The following is an 18390-nucleotide window of genomic DNA, read 5'->3' as shown; positions in this document are numbered from 1 at the left end:
ACTCAGCAATCGGAAAATTGCGAATTTAAAATAGGGCATAAAAACACCCGCAAAAGGATGGTTTTTTTCCTTAAGCGGGTGTTTTTCAGCTGTTCTTTAGGAATGTTTCAATTCCTGCTCAAGCAGAACATCCTCGAAATCCTGTTCAGGCTGTCTTTTCGTATACCAAAGAAATGCAAAGGCGAGAACAAACAAGGAACCTGTGACGATGAAAACGGAGGAGATACCGATGAATCCACTGATGATGCCTCCGAACATCGGCCCAACGATATTGCCGAGAAAGCGGAAGCTAGTGTTATAGCCCATCACTTCACCTTGGATGTCGATCGGTGCTTCCCGGCGCATCAAAGCGGCAGTGGTCGGGATCATCCCGCCGACCGCAACGCCGAAGAATAAGCGCAGCACGATCAATTGCCATAGCTCGGTGACGAATGCTTGCGGAATGATGAACAAAAATGCGAGCAATAGAAGCAAGGCAAGAATTTTCTCATAACCGACTGAATCCCCGAGCCGCCCCCAAAGTCTTGCAAACAGCAAAGTGCCGACGCCGGTCGCACTGAAAGTGACACCGGCTAAAAATGCCACTTGCGCAGTTCCTTCTGTCAATTCCGCCACATATAAAGACAACAGCGGCTGTATGCTGAAATTGCCGATTTGAATGAGGGAGGTGATAATCATCACATTAAGCAATAAACGGTGATGCAAGATCCCGTGAATGACCGTGCTGCGCGCGTAGACATGCGCATCTTTGCGTTTGGGCTTGCGGACTTCCTTCAAGCCGAAAACGACGAACAACGCGGCGATGCCGATGATTATAGCAGTAATCAAAAACGTATAAGTAAAGCCGAATGCATCGGCCATCAACCCGCCGAGAACCGGACCGAATAAAGTTCCCGAAACGCTGCCCATCTGCAATGTGCCGAGTGTCTTGCCGGCGGTTTCTTTTGAAGTTTGAGCGCTGACGAAGGCGAGTGAAGTCGGAATAAAGCCTGTGACGATGCCCATGAACAAACGGATCATGAACAACTCACCGACTGAGCCGGCAGTCCCCATCAGGAAGATGCTCACCGCGATGCCGAAGCCATTGATGATGAGAATCGGCTTGAACCCGTATTTATCGGCAATGCGCCCCCAAATCGGCGACATGATAAGAGCCGCAACAAAGGTGACGCCAAACACCAGTCCTGACCAGCGCTGTACGTATTCACTCGAGAAATCGCCGAGCGAGTCGATATAGAGGGACAAAAAAGGCATGATCATTGTTGTGCTGCCTGCTACAAGAAAATTGGTGAACATAATGATATAAAAGTTTCTTTTTTGAGTATCCAGTTGGAACCCCTTCTTTCTGAAAGCAAAACTCTTCCTATATTATATAATAGTTCGCTATCCGAAAAAAGGAGAATTAAATACCGCTGTATTCCGAAATATTCTATGCTAGAATAAAGCGGGGTGAATTGATATGAAAAAAACTTTATGGATTATGCTCATTGCAGTGGCAGCGGTCGTCTTGGCGGCATGCGGAACTGCGGAAGAACAAGTGCAAACAGACCAAACAGACCAAACAAACCAAACCGAAGAAGCACAATCTTCTTCTGAACCGGCAAGCTACCCGCAGCTTACGGAAGGCGTTACAGAAGAAACTTTAGTGGACATGCATACATCAGAAGGCACGCTCCGCATCCGCCTGTTCCCGGAAATTGCACCGAAAACGGTGGAGAATTTCCTTGGACATGCAGAATCAGGCTATTATGACGGCGTCATCTTCCACCGCATCATTGAGAACTTCATGTTGCAAGGTGGAGATCCGACAGGCACAGGAAGTGGCGGAGAAAGCATTTACGGAGGAACATTTGAAGATGAATTCAGCGACCGGCTGTTCAATTTCCATGGTGCACTATCCATGGCAAATGCTGGGCCGGGCACGAACGGCAGCCAGTTCTTTATCGTCCAGGCAGGCGCAGTTCCAGATGGCAGTGTCGCTGATTATCCTGAAGAAGTTGCCTCAGCTTATCAAGAAATGGGCGGGACGCCTTGGCTTGACGGCGCGCATACCGTCTTCGGACAAGTCGAAGAGGGCTTGGAAATCGTCGATGCCATTGCCGCTGTTGAAAAGAATGCACAGGACAAACCACTTGAAGACATCGTCATCGAATCGATCGACATCATCGAGCCATAAGAAAAAAGCTATCGAAGTTCTCGATAGCTTTTTTCTATACAGTCTTTTACGTGTTGTAGTCGGTGCCCAGTGCGCGGATGACCCGGCTGATGCCGTCTTCTAAAGTGGTTCTCGGGCAAGCGATGTTCATACGCAAAAATCCGCGTCCGGATTCCCCGTATTTCGAACCCGCTTCGAGCGCGACTTTTCCATCCCTTAGCAAACGCTGCATCGCTTCGTCTTCAGAAAGGCCTAGCGCCCGGTAATCAATCCATAATAAATACGTCGATTGCGGCTTGTTGATTTTCAAGCCCGGCACTTCACGCTCAAGGCGTTCCACTGCAAAGCTGATATGGCTGGATAGGACGTCGAGCAATTCGTCAAGCCATGGCTCGCCTTCTTCATAAGCGGCTTTCCAGGCGACCGGAGCGAATGCGTTCAATGAACCCGTACCATGCGCCTGCATATGCTTATCCAGCAAGTTGCGCTTATGAGGATCGGCTGCCACGATCATCGCTGCTTGAATGCCGGCCAAGTTGAACGTCTTCGTCGGAGCCAGGCAAGTGAATATGCGGTCGCGCTCACTGCCGGCGACCGACAGCAGAGGAATATGGATTTCGCCTTGATGGATCAGGTCGCTATGGATCTCATCTGATAGGATCAATACGTCGTGCTGTGCACATAATCGGATGATGTGTTCCAGTTCTGCTGAGGTCCAAAGTTTCCCGCCCGGGTTATGGGGATTGCATAAGATGAACAAGCGCGCATCTTGAAGTTTGTCTTCGAAATCTGCGAAGTCGATCGTGTACTCGCCATCTTGCTCTTTCAACTCTGAATACAGCACATCGCGGCCGAGGTTTTTCGGGATAGAGAAAAACGGCGGATAAACGGGCGGCGTGACGAGCACTTTGTCGCCGTGAGTTGTAAACACATCGATGATGCTCGCCATCGCTGGGATAACGCCTTGATGGAACAGCATCCAGTCGGTATCAATCGATAAGCCATGGCGCTTTTTCTGCCAGTTGGCTGCTGCGGTTTTGCACTCTTCGCATATATATGAATAACCGAAAATCGGATGTTCCAATCGCTCGCGCAAAGCGTCCGTCACTGCAGGTGGCGCAGGGAAGTCCATGTCAGCGACCCACATCGGCAAAATATCGGATGCATCACCAATTCCATAGACTTTCTCCATCCGCTCCCATTTAACCGAGCGGCTATCCCTGCGATCGTGCACTCGTTCGAACAAACTCAAGGCAATCTCCTCTTTTCTTTTTGGTTTCTATAAATAGTATAGCGGTTTCTGCTCCAGGAATGATAGGTGAAAAACAAATGGACATTGCCAGAATGAACTGAAGTGCGCGGAGAATTCCGTCAGGGAAATGCATGGCCGTTTCCTATAAGTCTTGGCTGTGGAGATGAAACTGAGTGCAGTAGTAAAATAAGGCAAATAAAAAAAGCTTCGGCAATTGCCGAAGCTTTTTTATTTTGGTGCTTCCAGTCCGTCAAGCAAATTGGAAGCAGGTACTTCCAGTGCATTTGACAAGACGAGAATGGTTTGGACAGAGGGTACTTCTTCGCCACTTTCATAGGATTCGAGGCGTGCTGTGCCGATGCGTGTCTTTAAAGACAAGTCGTCAAGTGACAGGTTGCGTTCTTCCCGCAGCATTTTCAATTGGGTGTGCAAATCTTTTTTCAAAGCGATACACTCCTTTTCATTAAAAACTTTCTTCTAGCTCTATCATACCACGTGGAAGCCCCAGCTTACAAAAAGAGTTGTGGCATTTTTCAAACAACGGAATTAGGAAAAAATGTCGATGATTCCGTTGATGAACACGACAACAATAGCAATCGGTGCTACGTAACGGACAAGTATGCGCCAGACTTCGACCCAAGTCGTCTGTTGTGTCAGCTCGTCATGTGCATCTTTGTTTGTCAGGACATAGCCTGCAAACAAGGAAATGAACAATGCACCGAGCGGCAGCCCGATCCGGCTGGTCAAAATGTCGACGAAATCAAAGAATGTATAGCCGAAGAACACCGATTCACTCATGACGCCGAACGACAGGGCACTCGGAATCCCGACAACAAAAATGGCCAAGCCGATGATCCATGCCAAGCGGCGACGGCGGTCGTATTTGTTTTTGACGGCGATCGAAACAGTGATTTCCAACATTGAAATCGATGAAGTCAAAGTCGCAAACAATAGAAGGATAAAGAAAATGATGATCAGAAATTGTCCCATGAACAATTGGTCAAAAACAGCTGGTAAGATGATGAACACTAGTCCAGGTCCTTGGTCCGGCGTGTATCCGAGTGCAAACACCGCCGGGAAGATGATCAAGCCCGCCATGATGGAAATGAGGATGTTGAGCGATACGACGCTCACTGCAGAACGCGTCAAGTTCTCGGATTTTTTTAAATAAGATGCGTACGTAATCATCCCGGCGACACCGACACTCAAGGAGAAGAAGGCTTGCCCTAATGCAACGAGAGCCGTTTCGAAATTGAAGTATGACCAATCCGGCACGAACATGAAGCGAACGCCTTCCATGGCCCCGTCAAGTGTCAACGCGCGGATCATTAAAATGACGAAGAAAATCAACAAGGCCGGCATCATGATTTTGCTGGCACGCTCAATCCCCGATTTGATACCGCGCTCGACGATCCAAACCGTCAAGGCCATAAATGCGGCTTGGGCAATCAGCACTTCCCAAGGGTTGCTGATGATGCCGCCGAAAAGATTGGCGAAATTATCGTCGTCGAGACCCGAAAGCTGCAAAGTGACGGCGCGGAATAGGTACGACAGCACCCAGCCGCCGACTACACTGTAGAAAGACAGAATGAGGAAAGAAAAAATAAATCCGGACCAGCCGATCAAATACCACGGCTTTCCGGGTGCTTGTTTTTTGAGTCCGCTGACAGCATCCATCTGGCTGCGGCGCCCGATAACAAATTCAGCGAGCAAAATCGGCAAGCCGATCAAGACGGTGCTCAGGATAAACAGCAAAATAAAGACGCTGCCTCCGTTCGCTCCGGTTTCGTATGGGAACTTCCAGATCGCCCCGAGCCCGATTGCGCTTCCGGCTGCTGCGAGAATAAAACCGATCTTGGACGTCCATTGTTCACGTGCTTTCATAATTAGTTCCCCCTAAATCGATTGGATTTCCCTATTTTACACGAGCGTTCCTAAAAAAAATAGAATTATTTAAAGAGGGAATGATTTTCTTTTGTATAATAGAAATAAAAGGAAATTTGTGCGGAAGTGAGCTGATGAGGGCATGCCAGCAAACGGGATACAGAAGGACCATATCAAGCAGTCAGAAATGGAGGGATTATGGCGTTTCGGCTACCAAAATGGATTAGCCGATCAAGATTCGAGCGTTTTTCTTCACCAAATTGTTGAGCGGTTGAAAACTCAAGTCCCACCTGGAGACGGGGCAGCATTAACGCTATATCAGGAAGCCGCTGCGGAATTATCAAGTCACATTGGAGAGCCGAACGACGGGGCTTTGCTCGGTTTTCAGGAAGACCGGGATACCCATCAGGCAATTCAGGAGCTTCCGCAACGACAGCGAATGCTCGTTGTGCTCCATCTCGTTAACGGTAAATCATTTCCCGTTGCCGCTCGAATACTCGAGTTGGATGAACAAATGGCGGTCGAGTTAGTGGAAACTGCGCATGAAAAATTGCTCATCAAACTGGCGTTAACAGACGCGCAAGAACTTACGCAGCGCCTGGAGTTTTTGGCGAAATCCTATACGCGCATAAAGCTGCCGAGTTTGAACATGCCTGCTGAACCTGTCGCAGCCGACGTTCAAAAACCGCCTCACAAAGAGCAAAAAGTGAAAAAACCGGTCATTTGGCTCGTCGGGGCTTCTCTCGCGCTGCTCGCTGTAATGGTCGGGGCTTCATTTTTTATCGATACCTTTCGCCTGCCGTCTGACGGGCAAGCGCAAGAAGGCCAATTGACCACGGAAATGGCTGAAGACATGGAGCAGCAATATGTGGATACGCGGGAAGCTGCCAAACAGCGCCTCGGTTTAACGGAAGACGAATATAGCAGTTTTCAATACGTCTCAGCTGCGGACCGTCAAAAAGAAACCGTGTTCGGCACCAGCAATTTGAAAGCACAGCAAGACGATGCCGAAGCTTTTCAAAACCAAGTGAAGGAATTGCTATGGATGGTCGAAACACCGAAGGGCATGGCCGGGCTAGTAGAAAATTCCGGCAACATGTTGACAGCGGAAGTGGATCGCTTTTTGCAGCTGTACATAGAGAAGACTGGTGAACTGCAAAGTTTTGCGCAAGGCATTTTGCAAGACCATCAGCAACAGTTGGCCGCACAATCAGAAGCGTATGCCAATCCGCCGCTATTATTGAATGATATGTCAGACGCCCCCGAAGAATTGTCTCAGCTGCTCACCTCATGGCCGGAATACGGATTGAATTTCCGATTGGCGAATTCTGACCAACTGTATTTGACTACACGCAACACAAATTTATTGCAGCGTCTTCCGCAATTTCATGCGCATTCTTTCGCGAACCGTTATTTGCAGCTATTAACCAACTATCCGTATTTTGATGAAGGCGGCTGGCTGGTGGAGCCGCATTTTCTCATTGAAAGTTTGCATACGATGCAATACCTTCTTATGGATGAGCCGACTGACAGTGTATTGAAACCCGACCTTGAAGTGATGTATGAGCAAACCTTTTGGCAGATTGTTAAAGGTGCGGAGAGCGAGATTTATGAAGACGGGCAAGTAAAGCCGGAAATCCGCACGCTGTGGAGATCTCTCACTTTGTTCGATGCGGCGGCAGTGATTTTATTGCCGGTGATCGAGGAAATGGAAGACAGCAATTGGCGGAATTCCGCAACGCTTGACGCGTTGGAATACGGAACGATCCTGGAAATGCACCATCTTGTTCGAAACGGGGATTTAAAGGCGACGCTGCCGAATGGCGATTTTCCGCTGGAGTCTGAAATCTTGGATTTGACGGATTTTGACTATGGGCGCGTGGAACAATTGTACGCGCGTTTTGCTGATTCACACGACCGTAATCTATTAGCGGGTATGCAGCCGATGGATATCTACCTGCTTTATTTTTATGCCAATCAACAGCAAGACGCTGAAACGATGTGGCACCTGCAAAGCGATAGCGCACTCAAGCCGAGCCTTGAAGAGTATGCCGCTAATTGGGAAGCGCTGCCGGAACTGACCGAAAAAGTTTTATGGGTCGAGATTACAGACCAAGAGCAGCGCATCGTGGAGAAAGTGGTGCTTCATCCAAGCTTGGCATACGACGGCCAAACCGAGTATACGCATCAGACGAATCCGCATCAGCTTAAACTCGTCACGGAAATCGACCATATTTGGTTGATTCAATACGAGCAGAGGGAATATGTTGAGGGGCGTAATTTGGCATTGGAGCAGCAAGGGCGAGATGCCTATACACAATTGAAGGAAGGTAAAAAAATTCCGGCAGATACCTCACCTTTAGTAGTTGTTTATGCATTGCTGCACGCGGTGGATGAAGAAGATGGTGAGGTCGTTAATCAATTGCTGCGGATTTCAGGGGAAGAAACGGATGTGGATTTTTGGCGTAATTATGCCAGCAGCCACCAGGTGGCCGGATTCGAAAATATAGAATCGATGGCATTCTCCGCTTCGGACTTGAATGTGCAAGGAACCACCGTTGGGAACCTGCAAATCCGTTATGAAACAGAGGCGGGAGAGCAATGGTACGAGTTTTTGCAGATGGTCGAAACGGAAAGCGGCTGGCGATTTGAACACTTTCCTAACTACTGATTTTACTATTTCAGATAACCTGTGCTATAATATACAGATGCCAAGAGGTGTAGACGGTAATTTAGATAAAAGACTAGGAGCGGTTAACTATGACAAAAACGTATCAAACAGGAGATAAGGTCTCCGGTAAAGTAACAGGAATTCAACCATACGGGGCTTTCGTAGCTTTGGATGACCAAACACAAGGGCTTGTCCACATTTCAGAAATCACGCATGGCTACGTAAAAGAAGTCAGCGAATACTTGGCTGTAGGCCAAGAAGTAGACGTTAAAGTATTGGACGTCGACGACAAATCGAAAAAAATCAGCTTGTCGATCCGCGCGTTGCAAGAGCAGCCGCCGGCAGCACAAAAGAGCGAAAAACCACGCCAGTCTCTTCAATCACACGTGAACGAGAGTGACTCAGAAGGTTTCAACTCATTGAAAGACAAAATGCAGGAATGGATCAAACGTTCCGGCCAATAAGAAATCAAAAAAACGCACAATCGGCATTATGTCGATTGTGCGTTTTTTTTGATTTTCCGCAAACGGTATTGAAGGTTTTGACGGCTCATGCCGAGTGCGTGCGCTGCTTTTGTGACATTTCCAGCATTCAAGTCCATCGCTTTTTGCAAATAATACATTTCTGCTTCCTGCAAATATTCTTCGAGCGGCAACAGGTCTTTATCAGAGCGGACAAGAAAGTCTTCCGCCTGCAATGACCCGCCTTGTGTCTTGTATTTGAAATGGTAGGGCAGCATATCAGGGGTCACCGTTTCTTGTGTGGTAATCAATGAAGTGATTTCATCGAGCAAAAGTTCCAGCTCTTTCAAGTTCCCAGGCCAGTTATAGCTGAGAAACATTTTTTCAACTTCAGCGTCCAAACCGCGCACAGCCGAACCGATTTTCATGCGGTGGCGGGAGAAATAATCATCGATGAACGGCAACACATCCTCTTTTCGGTAGCGCAGCGGTTCGATCTTAATAGTCATCGCCGAAAAGAAATAATACAGATCTTTCACCAAAATGTCGGAAGCGATCAATTCGACCGGGTCGTCGCCAACGCTCGCGATAAAATAACTGTCACTCGCTGCGTGGCGCTCGACCACTTCAAGCAGCTGCAATTGCAAAGCGCGCGGCAATAAATCGATGCGCTCGCAATAAATCGTACCTTGCTGCATGCGCTCGATTTCTTCTCCGAGCGCATCAATTAAGCGGCCATCCGTGCCGTGGCAATACAAAACATGCATCGGCAACCCAGATGCATGTGCTGAATGGATCGCTTCTGCTAGCAGTTCTTTGCCGGTGCCTGACTCGCCGACAAGAAGGACCGGAAGTTTTGCCGCAGCGGCTTTTTGTGCTCGGGCAATGACTGTCTTCATGCTGGTGGAAATGGCAGTCAGACTGGCGAATGTAATCGGTTCTTCGTATTTTTTTAAAGGCTGGTAAATAACTTTCTCGAGTGTTGTCACATCGCGCGCAAGTTCAATGGCACCAATCAGCCGTCCGTCCTCATAAACCGGATAGCTATCATTGATGGTCGTGATTTCCTGTCCTTTGCGGTTCCAATACGTTTGTTTGACATTGAGAATCGGTGTCCCGCTTGTCAGCACTTGGAGCAATGTACTCTGGGTTTGGTCGAAGCGAAACATTTCGAGCAAGGAGCGGTCGGCGAGTTCTTCAAAATCAAAGCCTTCAATTTCACGCATCTTGTGATTATATAAAATGGTTTTCCCTTTGCCGTCTATGGCGTGTATCCCTACAGCCACATGCTCTCCAGCGAATTTATAGAAAGGGGCCAAGTCAATTTGCTGTTGGTTCATGGCCTGCACCTCAAAATTATTTTGACTTTTTAGATTAAAACACTTGAAAAACGCAATAATCTTTTGCATTATTATAAGTGGAAACAGTTTAAGAGTGCAAATTTTTTTTGCGCTTACTCAAAATCAAGGAGGATTCCCAATGATTCCCTACAAACACGAACCATTCACAGATTTCTCGATCGAAGAGAATCGCAACGCATACCTAGAAGGCTTGAAAACGGTTGAAGGATACCTCGGCCAAGACTACCCGTTGATCATCGGCGGAGAACGCGTAACGACTGAAGACAAAATCGTTTCATTTAACCCGGCAGATAAAGAAGAAATCGTTGGACGCGTATCCAAATCAAATAAAGAACTAGCAGAAAAAGCAATGCAATCAGCAGACGAAGCATTCAAATCATGGAAAAAAGTAAAGCCTGAAGTGCGTGCAGACGTATTGTTCAGAGCCGCAGCAATCATTCGCCGCCGCAAACACGAATTCTCAGCTCTTTTGACGAAAGAAGCAGGCAAGCCATGGAATGAAGCGGATGCAGATACAGCAGAAGCAATCGATTTCCTTGAATATTACGCGCGCCAAATGCTGCGTCTAAAAGACGGCATGCCGATGGAAAGCCGCCCAGGGGAATTCAACCGTTATGACTATATCCCACTCGGTGTTGGCGTTGTCATCTCCCCGTGGAACTTCGCATTTGCAATCATGGCAGGAACGACAGTTGCGGCAATGGTTACCGGCAACACAGTTCTCTTGAAGCCAGCTTCAACAACTCCGGTTGTTGCTTATAAATTCATCGAAGTGTTGGAACAAGCAGGCATGCCTAAAGGCGTCGTCAACTATATTCCAGGGCCAGGTTCTGAAGTTGGGGACTATTTGGTAGACCACCCGAACACTCGCTTCATTTCGTTTACAGGTTCAAAAGAAGTAGGACTTCGCATTGCTCAACGTTCTTCAAAAGTGAACGAAGGACAGATCTGGATGAAACGCCTGATCGCTGAAATGGGCGGGAAAAATACAATGGTAATTGACAAAGAAGCGGACCTTGAGCTTGCTGCACAAGCTATTGTGAAATCTGCTTTCGGCTTCAGTGGGCAAAAATGTTCCGCAGGGTCACGCGCAGTAATCGTAGAAGATGTTTACGATGAAGTGCTTGAGCGAGTGGTGGAATTGACGAGCGAATTGACAATCGGCAACACGGTCGACCAGTCTAAGTTTATGGGTCCTGTTATTGATGCAAACTCATACAAAAAAATTATGGATTATATCGAAATCGGCAAAGGCGAAGGACGTCTTGTTGCAGGTGGCGACGGAGATGATTCAACAGGTTATTTCGTCAACCCTACAGTTTTTGCTGACCTGGATCCAAAAGCCCGCATTATGCAGGAAGAAATCTTTGGACCGGTTGTCGGCTTGATGAAAGCGAAAGACTTTAAAGAAGCGATTGCTATCGCCAACAATACAGAGTACGGGTTAACCGGCGGAGTTGTTACAAATAACCGCGAACACCTTGAATATGCTCGCGAAGAATTCCATGTCGGTAACTTGTACTTCAACCGCGGCTGCACAGGGGCTATCGTAGGTTATCAGTCATTCGGTGGATTCAATATGTCCGGTACTGACTCAAAAGCAGGCGGTCCTGACTATCTGGTTCTTCACATGCAAGCACAAACAACTTCTGAGATGTATTAATTATTCGTATAATGGTATAATGATGCACAAAAGGTAGACTTCGCGTCTGCCTTTTTTTAAAAAAAGGTACCGTTAAGCCGAATCAAAGTCTTAATATTAAGCTTCTTTGTCTCTCAAGCTCATCGGGTCTCGCCTTTACACTAAGGAGGAATTTGGAATGACACAATCACAAACAATCATTGAAAAAACAGAACAGTACGGTGCTAAGAACTATCATCCGCTGCCAATCGTAATTTCGAAAGCGGAAGGCGTATGGGTAACGGATCCGGAAGGCAATAAATTCATGGACATGCTCTCTGCGTATTCTGCAGTGAACCAAGGCCACCGCCATCCGAAAATTATCCAGGCTTTAAAAGATCAAGCCGACCGCGTCACTTTGACATCACGCGCGTTCCATAATGACCAATTGGCACCATGGTATGAAATGATCTGCAAAATTTCAGGAAAAGAAATGGCATTGCCAATGAATACTGGCGCAGAAGCTGTGGAAACAGCAATCAAAGCTGCGCGCCGCTGGGCATATGACGTTAAAGGCATAGAGGATGGAAAAGCGGAAATCATTGCGTGCGAAGGGAACTTCCATGGCCGTACGATGACTGCTGTTTCACTTTCTTCAGATCCTGAATACCGTAGAGGTTTCGGTCCGATGCTTCCTGGCATCAATATCGTGCCATTCGGTGACTTGGATGCGCTGAAAAATGCTATTACACCAAACACGGCAGCATTCCTCATCGAGCCGATCCAAGGTGAAGCAGGAATCATCATTCCTCCGGAGGGCTTCTTGAAAGCTGCGCGCGAACTTTGCCGCGAAAATAATGTGCTGTTTATCGCTGACGAAATCCAATGCGGTCTGGCACGTACCGGCAAAATGTTTGCATGCGAATGGGAAGGCGTAGACCCGGATATGTATATTCTCGGAAAAGCACTCGGCGGAGGAGTATTCCCAATCTCTTGTGTCGTTGCGGACAGCGAAGTTCTTGGCGTCTTCAACCCAGGTTCACACGGCTCGACTTTTGGCGGCAACCCGCTGGCATGTGCGGTATCGATCGCTTCTATGCAAGTAATCCAAGACGAAAAACTGGCAGACCGCTCACTAGAGCTTGGCACATACTTCATGGATGAACTGAAGAAACTCGACCACCCGGTTATTAAAGAAGTCCGCGGCCGCGGCTTGTTTATAGGAATGGAATTGACAGAAGCAGCGCGTCCGTATTGCGAACAGCTTAAAGAACTCGGTTTGTTGTGCAAAGAAACACATGATACGGTCATCCGTTTTGCACCGCCGCTCATCATCTCGAAAGAAGAACTGGACTGGGCGCTCGAGCGCATTCACCAAGTGTTCACAAAATAACAATGTATGTGGCAAATGGATGTTTGCCATGTTACACTAGATGCGAGTAATTACTAAAATACAAAGAGGCGAAATTAAACAATGGCTGAAAACTTGAACTTGTTGACGTCAACGCAGGATGTCATTAAAATTGCATTGGATAAACTCGGATATGAAGATTCGATGTACGAACTTCTGAAAGAACCGATGCGGATCTTGGAAGTGCGTATCCCGATCCGGATGGACGACGGGAAGACTAAGGTGTTCACGGGGTTCCGTGCCCAGCATAACGATGCAGTCGGTCCAACTAAAGGTGGAGTCCGTTTCCATCCCGACGTAAACCGCGACGAGGTTATAGCGCTTTCCATGTGGATGACATTGAAATGCGGCATCGTAGATTTGCCATACGGCGGCGGTAAAGGCGGAATCATCTGTGATCCGCGGGAAATGTCGATGCACGAAATCGAAAAGCTGAGCCGTGGTTACGTGCGCGCTATCAGCCAGATTGTCGGACCGAACAAAGATATCCCAGCGCCGGATGTATTCACCAACTCGCAGATCATGGCCTGGATGTTCGACGAATACAGCAAGATTGATGAATTCAACTCACCGGGATTCATCACAGGTAAGCCGATTGTGCTCGGGGGCTCACAAGGCCGCGACAAAGCGACTGCCCAGGGCGTCACAATCGTTATTAACGAAGCGGCGAAAAAACGTGGCCTTGATATGAAGGGCGCAAGCGTCGTCATCCAAGGGTTCGGGAACGCCGGTAGTTTCTTGGCGAAATTCCTTCACGATGCTGGAGCGAAAGTCGTCGGCATTTCAGATGCCTACGGTGCGCTTCATGATCCGGAAGGCTTGGATATCGATTATCTTCTCGATCGCCGCGATAGCTTCGGCACCGTTACGACTTTATTCGACAATACGATCACCAACAAAGAATTGTTCGAACTCGACTGTGATATTTTGGTGCCGGCGGCAATCGCCAACCAGATCACTGAAGAGAACGCTCATGACATTAAAGCGTCGATTGTAGTAGAAGCGGCGAATGGCCCTACTACTGCAGAAGCAACGAAAATCTTGACAGAGCGCGGAATTTTGCTTGTACCGGATGTGCTGGCAAGTTCTGGCGGTGTCACAGTATCGTACTTTGAATGGGTGCAAAATAACCAAGGTTATTATTGGACGCAGGAGGAAGTCGACGAAAAGCTTGAGAAGAAACTTGTGGAAGCTTTTGAGAACGTCTACAATGTTTCCGTGAACCGCAATATCGACATGCGCCTTGCCGCTTATATGGTCGGTGCAAGAAGAACCGCAGAGGCATCACGTTTCCGCGGTTGGGTATAAGTTCAAACCGCTCGGCTATTGCCGAGCGGTTTTCTTGTGCTCAATTTTTTGCTTTTTCGGGAATGGAAATTCATAATGAAAACTGAACGCAATTCGAAGGAGGGAATTACATGAACGCATTTTCTTTTTATAACCCGGTTAAATTGATCTTCGGGAAAGATCAACTAGAAGCATTGAAAAACGAAATTCCTAATTATGGAAATAAAGTCTTGGTCGTTTATGGCGGAGGCAGCATCAAGAAAAACGGCTTGTACGATGAGGTTATGGCCACCTTGAACGAATTGAATGTAGAAATCTTCGAGTTAGCAGGCGTAGAGCCGAACCCGCGCCTATCAACAGCCAAAAAAGGTATTGAAATCTGCAAAAAAGAAAACATCGACATGCTACTTGCTGTGGGTGGAGGGTCCGTCATCGACTGCACGAAACTCATTGCAGCCGGCGCTAAATACGACGGAGATGCATGGGATTTCGTAACACGAAAAGCAGCACCAAAAGAAGCATTGCCTTTTGGCACTGTTTTGACTCTGGCAGCGACAGGATCTGAGATGAACGCTGGTTCTGTTATTACTAATGAAGAAACAGAAGAGAAATTCGGCTGGGGCAGCCCGATAACGTTCCCTAAATTCTCCATTTTAGATCCAACTTACACGAAATCAGTTCCCCGTGATCAAACAGTTTATGGAGTTGTCGACATGATGTCGCATATGTTTGAGCAGTATTACCACAACGCAAGCAATACACCCGTGCAAGACCAGATGATTGAGGGCGTTTTGCGTGCAGTCATTGAAACCGCTCCAAAGCTGTTGGAGGACCTCCAAAGCTTCGAACACCGTGAAACTGTTCTTTTTGCCGGCACTATGGGGCTCAATAACTTCCTTCAGATGGGCTATAACGGCGACTGGGCGTCACATAACATCGAGCATGCTGTATCGGCGATTTATGACATCCCACATGCCGGTGGATTAGCAATTCTCTTCCCGCAATGGATGCGCCATAATGTACCGGTGAATCCAGCCCGTTTCGCTCAGATGGCAGTTCGCGTATTCGATGTTGATCCTGCGGATAAATCCGAGGAACAAATTGCGCATGAAGGAATCGATCGCTTGGCTGAGTTCTGGGCATCAATCGGAGCTCCGAGCAGCTTAAAAGATTACGATATCGACGATTCCCGTTTTTCTGACATCGTGGACAAAACGCTCGTTTACGGTGAATTCGGTAACTTCAATAAATTAAATGGCGAAGACGTCAAAAAAATCTTGCAAGCTTCACTTTAATACAGAAAAAAACCCGATGCCAAAGCATCGGGTTTTTTTATTCGGGTTGTTTCAAGGAATCGGGGCGGTTGCTGAGGTGAACCCAATGTGTTTCGCCATCATCCGCATCCAACGAAACAATTACATCTTCCACACTGGGCTGGCTCAAAATGATTTCAGCCAATCGGTTTTGCAATTCATCCGCTTGTTTCACTGTTAATTTCGGATCGACTTCCACTAAAGTTTCGACATGAAGAAATTCACCTTCTTTGACGACCTCAAGCGTGCGGATATCTTTCACTGACGGGCGATCGGTCAAAAGGTGAGCGATGTGATTGACCATTTGTTCATCGGTTTCGCCGATGGCACCGCGGGCATTATCCAGAAATACTTTTGTCACGACATAGAACATCATGAAGCCGATTGCAATCGATGCAGCTCCTTCAATTTGTAGAAAGCCGGTATAATGTGCAATCAACACGGCAATTAAAGCGAGAATACCGCCGGCTGTCGCGACCAAATCTTCCAAGAAAACAAGTTTTGTGGCCGGTTTTGCCCGGTCCAAGTGAGAGAAGCTAGTAGTTAATGGAGCAAGTGCGCCGCCTTTAACCCCGGCTTCGTGCAATACTTCTTTTCCGGCTTTATACATGACGAATAATTCAAGTAAAATAGCTATCGATAAAACGGCCACGCTAATGATAAAGCCTTCCGCTTGCACAGGGGCGCTGATTTGGTGCCAGCCTTCCCGTATCGTTTCATATGCCATGATCCCGACAATCAAAACTGCTCCAAGCAGCACTAAATTCAGCAGTCGCCCAAATCCATTCGGAAAACGTTTAGTTGGGGCTTTTTTTGATAACGCAGATCCGATAAATACAAAATATTGGTTAGCCGCATCGCCGATGGAGTGCATTGTTTCAGCGAACATAGCGACGTTGCCGGTGAAGGTGAAAGCGACACCTTTCATAATAGCAATGAAGGTATTAATTAATGCGGCGTAAAGTGACGGTTTATTTCCTCCCTTTAATAACCCAAAAAACTCTCCCAAAAAAATTCCTCCTTTAATTGATCATTTCGATATCCACTTGCTGCACATATTCGATCGCTGAAATTTCCCGGTACAAATCAATCGTCTCTTTTCCTTGTAGATAAGACATGCGAATCGACAGTACATGATAGAGAGTTTTGTTCATCTGTTCGGGATGAAGAATTGATAAGTTCTCTACAGTCATTTCACTGCGCTTTAATTCCTCTAATACTTTCCCGATAGAGTTTTCATCGGAAACATAAACCGTCAGCTTGGCTTCCATCAGGCGCAACCGCTTCGGCCCGAAGCGAAAGAGAAGGGGAGGAAGCAATTCAATCCCAATGAGCACAATTAACACGGCAGTGACTGCTTCGATATAAAAGCCGGCAGCCACTGCGATGCCGATGCCGCCAGCACCCCAAATCATTGCGGCAGTCGTCAATCCTGAAATAGAATCATTGCCGCGCTTCAATATTACTCCAGCCCCTAGGAAGCCGATGCCCGAAACAATTTGTGCTGCGAGACGGAGCGGATCCATTGTAATGTTTACGCCTTCGTTGCTGCTGGCTTCCGCTATATAAGCCGACTCGATTGAAATGATCGTTAACAAACAACTGAAGGTAGCGATGACCATGCTTGTCTTTAACCCGACAGGCTTCCTTTTTAATTCCCTTTCCAAGCCGATTGCTAAACTCAAAACAGCTGCAATAATTAATTTTAAAAATGTTTCAAAAGAGGAAAGCTCAAGTGCGCTTAAAAATTCCAAAATCAAAACCCCCGTTTCACTTTGCTGTTGAATGTCGAGCCAGCAAATGGCAAACTGTAAAGTGATGTGAAAATCTTATTCAGCTAGAGGTGCCTTATGGAGAAACCAGCGATCCATCCTTATATACCTATTATGATTGGAGTTATCTCAGTTGCGATGTCAGCGATCTTTGTGAAAATGACGACAGCTGATGCAGGTGTCACCGCGTTTTATCGGATGTTGTTTTCTATTCTATTTATGGCACCTGTATTCCTCTATAGCTATTTGCCTGAGTTAAAGAACCTCAATAGAAGAGATTGGATTTTCTCAGCGATTGCTGGAGTCTTTTTAGCATTTCATTTTATTCTCTGGTTTGAATCTCTCAACTATACTTCGGTTGCCAGTTCAACTGTCTTGGTGACGCTACAGCCTCTCTTTGCATTTGCCGGAACGTATTTCTTTTTCAAAGAGCGCCTCTCCATTAAGACTTTGTTATCAGGTGCAATCGCAATCACAGGAAGTATTGTAATTGCGTATGGTGATTTCCAGATAAGCGGAAGTGCTTTGTTCGGGGATATACTCGCGCTCATTGCATGTGCGTTGATCACTGCTTATTTATTGTTTGGGCAAGACGTCAGGAAGCGCCTTTCGTTAGTTACGTATACATTTGTTGTTTATTCTTTCAGTACGATAACGCTATTTTTCTATATTATCGCCAAAGGAGAGTCATTCGGTCCCTATCCAGGCGGTGAATGGATGTGGTTCATTCTGCTAGCGCTGATTCCAAACCTTCTTGGCCACACGCTATTTAACTGGGCGGTGAAATGGGTGAGCACAAATGTGATTTCCATAGCAATCTTGTTTGAGCCAGTTGGAGCTGCAATACTCGCATATTTCATCCTCGGTGAGTTGGTGACCACTACTCAAATCATTGGAGGCAGCATTGTAATTGCTGGGTTACTGTTTTTTGTAACGGATTATAAAAAACTTAGAAGAATCTTTTTTCAAGAAAGTGCTTGATTTTTTAAAGCTAGCGGTATATAGTAATAAATGTCCTCAAAACAAGACGGAAAAAATATTTTGAAATAGTATTGACACCGACAAGTAAAAAGGATATAGTAATCAAGTCGCCAATAACAAGGCGCACAACATGAACCTTGAAAACTGAACAGCAAAACGTCAACGAAAGACGTCACGAGCGCTTAGGCGTGCGAACGGCTTTTGCGAGGGTCGCCTTTGGC

The 18390-nt window shown here is 46.9% G+C and carries 15 protein-coding genes; 8 read left to right on the top strand and 7 right to left on the bottom strand.

Annotated elements, in window-relative coordinates; translation table 11 throughout:
• Positions 1–96: 96 nt before the first annotated feature.
• Positions 97–1329 (bottom strand): MFS transporter, encoded by a 1233-nt coding sequence (locus tag J7E21_RS12785; RefSeq protein ID WP_215108600.1) that lies wholly within the window; start codon positions 1327–1329, stop codon positions 97–99.
• A 130-nt stretch (positions 1330–1459) separates the two neighbouring features.
• Between J7E21_RS12785 and J7E21_RS12780 the strand changes: the two genes are divergently transcribed.
• Entirely contained in the window at positions 1460–2176 is a 717-nt protein-coding gene (locus tag J7E21_RS12780) for a peptidylprolyl isomerase (RefSeq protein ID WP_215108349.1), read from the top strand.
• Between the two features lie 46 nt (positions 2177–2222).
• Here J7E21_RS12780 and J7E21_RS12775 read toward each other — a convergent pair whose 3' ends face one another.
• The 3 genes from J7E21_RS12775 to J7E21_RS12765 all read right to left on the bottom strand — a co-directional run bounded on the left by J7E21_RS12775 (position 2223) and on the right by J7E21_RS12765 (position 5291).
• Positions 2223–3407: a MalY/PatB family protein gene (locus J7E21_RS12775; RefSeq protein WP_215108346.1), complete on the bottom strand. Its 1185-nt coding sequence runs from the start codon at positions 3405–3407 to the stop codon at positions 2223–2225.
• Between the two features lie 228 nt (positions 3408–3635).
• Positions 3636–3851 (bottom strand): helix-turn-helix domain-containing protein, encoded by a 216-nt coding sequence (locus J7E21_RS12770; protein WP_215108344.1) that lies wholly within the window; start codon positions 3849–3851, stop codon positions 3636–3638.
• A gap of 102 nt (positions 3852–3953) precedes the next feature.
• Positions 3954–5291 carry a sodium-dependent transporter gene (locus tag J7E21_RS12765; RefSeq protein ID WP_215108342.1) on the bottom strand — a complete coding sequence of 446 codons (1338 nt, stop codon included), beginning with the start codon at positions 5289–5291 and terminating at the stop codon, positions 3954–3956.
• Between the two features lie 142 nt (positions 5292–5433).
• On the opposite strand from J7E21_RS12765, the gene J7E21_RS12760 reads away from it, so the two are divergent.
• Both J7E21_RS12760 and yugI read left to right on the top strand, forming a co-directional pair.
• A complete protein-coding gene (locus tag J7E21_RS12760) occupies positions 5434–7962 on the top strand; it encodes a hypothetical protein (protein WP_215108340.1) in 2529 nt (842 codons plus the stop codon).
• 89 nt (positions 7963–8051) lie between these two features.
• Positions 8052–8426, top strand: coding sequence for a S1 domain-containing post-transcriptional regulator GSP13 (yugI, locus tag J7E21_RS12755; RefSeq protein ID WP_215108338.1), 375 nt, complete (start codon positions 8052–8054; stop codon positions 8424–8426).
• A gap of 26 nt (positions 8427–8452) precedes the next feature.
• Here yugI and J7E21_RS12750 read toward each other — a convergent pair whose 3' ends face one another.
• Positions 8453–9763 carry a sigma 54-interacting transcriptional regulator gene (locus J7E21_RS12750; RefSeq protein WP_215108336.1) on the bottom strand — a complete coding sequence of 437 codons (1311 nt, stop codon included), beginning with the start codon at positions 9761–9763 and terminating at the stop codon, positions 8453–8455.
• 139 nt (positions 9764–9902) lie between these two features.
• Here J7E21_RS12750 and pruA point away from each other — a divergent pair, with 139 nt between their 5' ends.
• From pruA to J7E21_RS12730, 4 genes are all read left to right on the top strand, one after another.
• Positions 9903–11447, top strand: coding sequence for an L-glutamate gamma-semialdehyde dehydrogenase (pruA, locus tag J7E21_RS12745; RefSeq protein WP_215108334.1), 1545 nt, complete (start codon positions 9903–9905; stop codon positions 11445–11447).
• A gap of 157 nt (positions 11448–11604) precedes the next feature.
• Positions 11605–12798 carry an ornithine--oxo-acid transaminase gene (locus J7E21_RS12740; RefSeq protein ID WP_215108332.1) on the top strand — a complete coding sequence of 398 codons (1194 nt, stop codon included), beginning with the start codon at positions 11605–11607 and terminating at the stop codon, positions 12796–12798.
• A gap of 81 nt (positions 12799–12879) precedes the next feature.
• Positions 12880–14124, top strand: a complete 1245-nt coding sequence (locus J7E21_RS12735; RefSeq protein WP_215108330.1) for a Glu/Leu/Phe/Val family dehydrogenase — start codon at positions 12880–12882, stop codon at positions 14122–14124.
• A gap of 110 nt (positions 14125–14234) precedes the next feature.
• Positions 14235–15398 carry an iron-containing alcohol dehydrogenase gene (locus J7E21_RS12730; protein ID WP_215108328.1) on the top strand — a complete coding sequence of 388 codons (1164 nt, stop codon included), beginning with the start codon at positions 14235–14237 and terminating at the stop codon, positions 15396–15398.
• 37 nt (positions 15399–15435) lie between these two features.
• Here J7E21_RS12730 and J7E21_RS12725 read toward each other — a convergent pair whose 3' ends face one another.
• Positions 15436–16425 (bottom strand): cation diffusion facilitator family transporter, encoded by a 990-nt coding sequence (locus tag J7E21_RS12725; protein ID WP_215108326.1) that lies wholly within the window; start codon positions 16423–16425, stop codon positions 15436–15438.
• Between the two features lie 13 nt (positions 16426–16438).
• A complete protein-coding gene (locus J7E21_RS12720) occupies positions 16439–17170 on the bottom strand; it encodes an MgtC/SapB family protein (RefSeq protein WP_215108324.1) in 732 nt (243 codons plus the stop codon).
• 96 nt (positions 17171–17266) lie between these two features.
• Here J7E21_RS12720 and J7E21_RS12715 point away from each other — a divergent pair, with 96 nt between their 5' ends.
• Positions 17267–18169 carry a DMT family transporter gene (locus J7E21_RS12715; protein ID WP_215108322.1) on the top strand — a complete coding sequence of 301 codons (903 nt, stop codon included), beginning with the start codon at positions 17267–17269 and terminating at the stop codon, positions 18167–18169.
• Positions 18170–18390: the final 221 nt, after the last annotated feature.

The organism is Planococcus sp. ISL-109, assembly GCF_018613655.1.
Classification (GTDB): Bacteria; Bacillota; Bacilli; order Bacillales_A; family Planococcaceae; genus Planococcus.
The sequence above is the reverse complement of the archived record's forward strand: the minus strand, read 5'-3'. Positions and strand labels throughout refer to the sequence as shown.

Coding starts and splice junctions, on each gene's coding strand:
- J7E21_RS12730 (WP_215108328.1), top strand. CDS start 14,235: ATGAACGCATTTTCTTTTTATAACCCGGTTAAATTGATCTTCGGGAAA.
- J7E21_RS12740 (WP_215108332.1), top strand. CDS start 11,605: ATGACACAATCACAAACAATCATTGAAAAAACAGAACAGTACGGTGCT.
- J7E21_RS12750 (WP_215108336.1), bottom strand. CDS start 9,763: ATGAACCAACAGCAAATTGACTTGGCCCCTTTCTATAAATTCGCTGGA.
- J7E21_RS12780 (WP_215108349.1), top strand. CDS start 1,460: ATGAAAAAAACTTTATGGATTATGCTCATTGCAGTGGCAGCGGTCGTC.
- pruA (WP_215108334.1), top strand. CDS start 9,903: ATGATTCCCTACAAACACGAACCATTCACAGATTTCTCGATCGAAGAG.
- J7E21_RS12735 (WP_215108330.1), top strand. CDS start 12,880: ATGGCTGAAAACTTGAACTTGTTGACGTCAACGCAGGATGTCATTAAA.
- J7E21_RS12715 (WP_215108322.1), top strand. CDS start 17,267: ATGGAGAAACCAGCGATCCATCCTTATATACCTATTATGATTGGAGTT.
- J7E21_RS12760 (WP_215108340.1), top strand. CDS start 5,434: ATGCCAGCAAACGGGATACAGAAGGACCATATCAAGCAGTCAGAAATG.
- J7E21_RS12765 (WP_215108342.1), bottom strand. CDS start 5,291: ATGAAAGCACGTGAACAATGGACGTCCAAGATCGGTTTTATTCTCGCA.
- yugI (WP_215108338.1), top strand. CDS start 8,052: ATGACAAAAACGTATCAAACAGGAGATAAGGTCTCCGGTAAAGTAACA.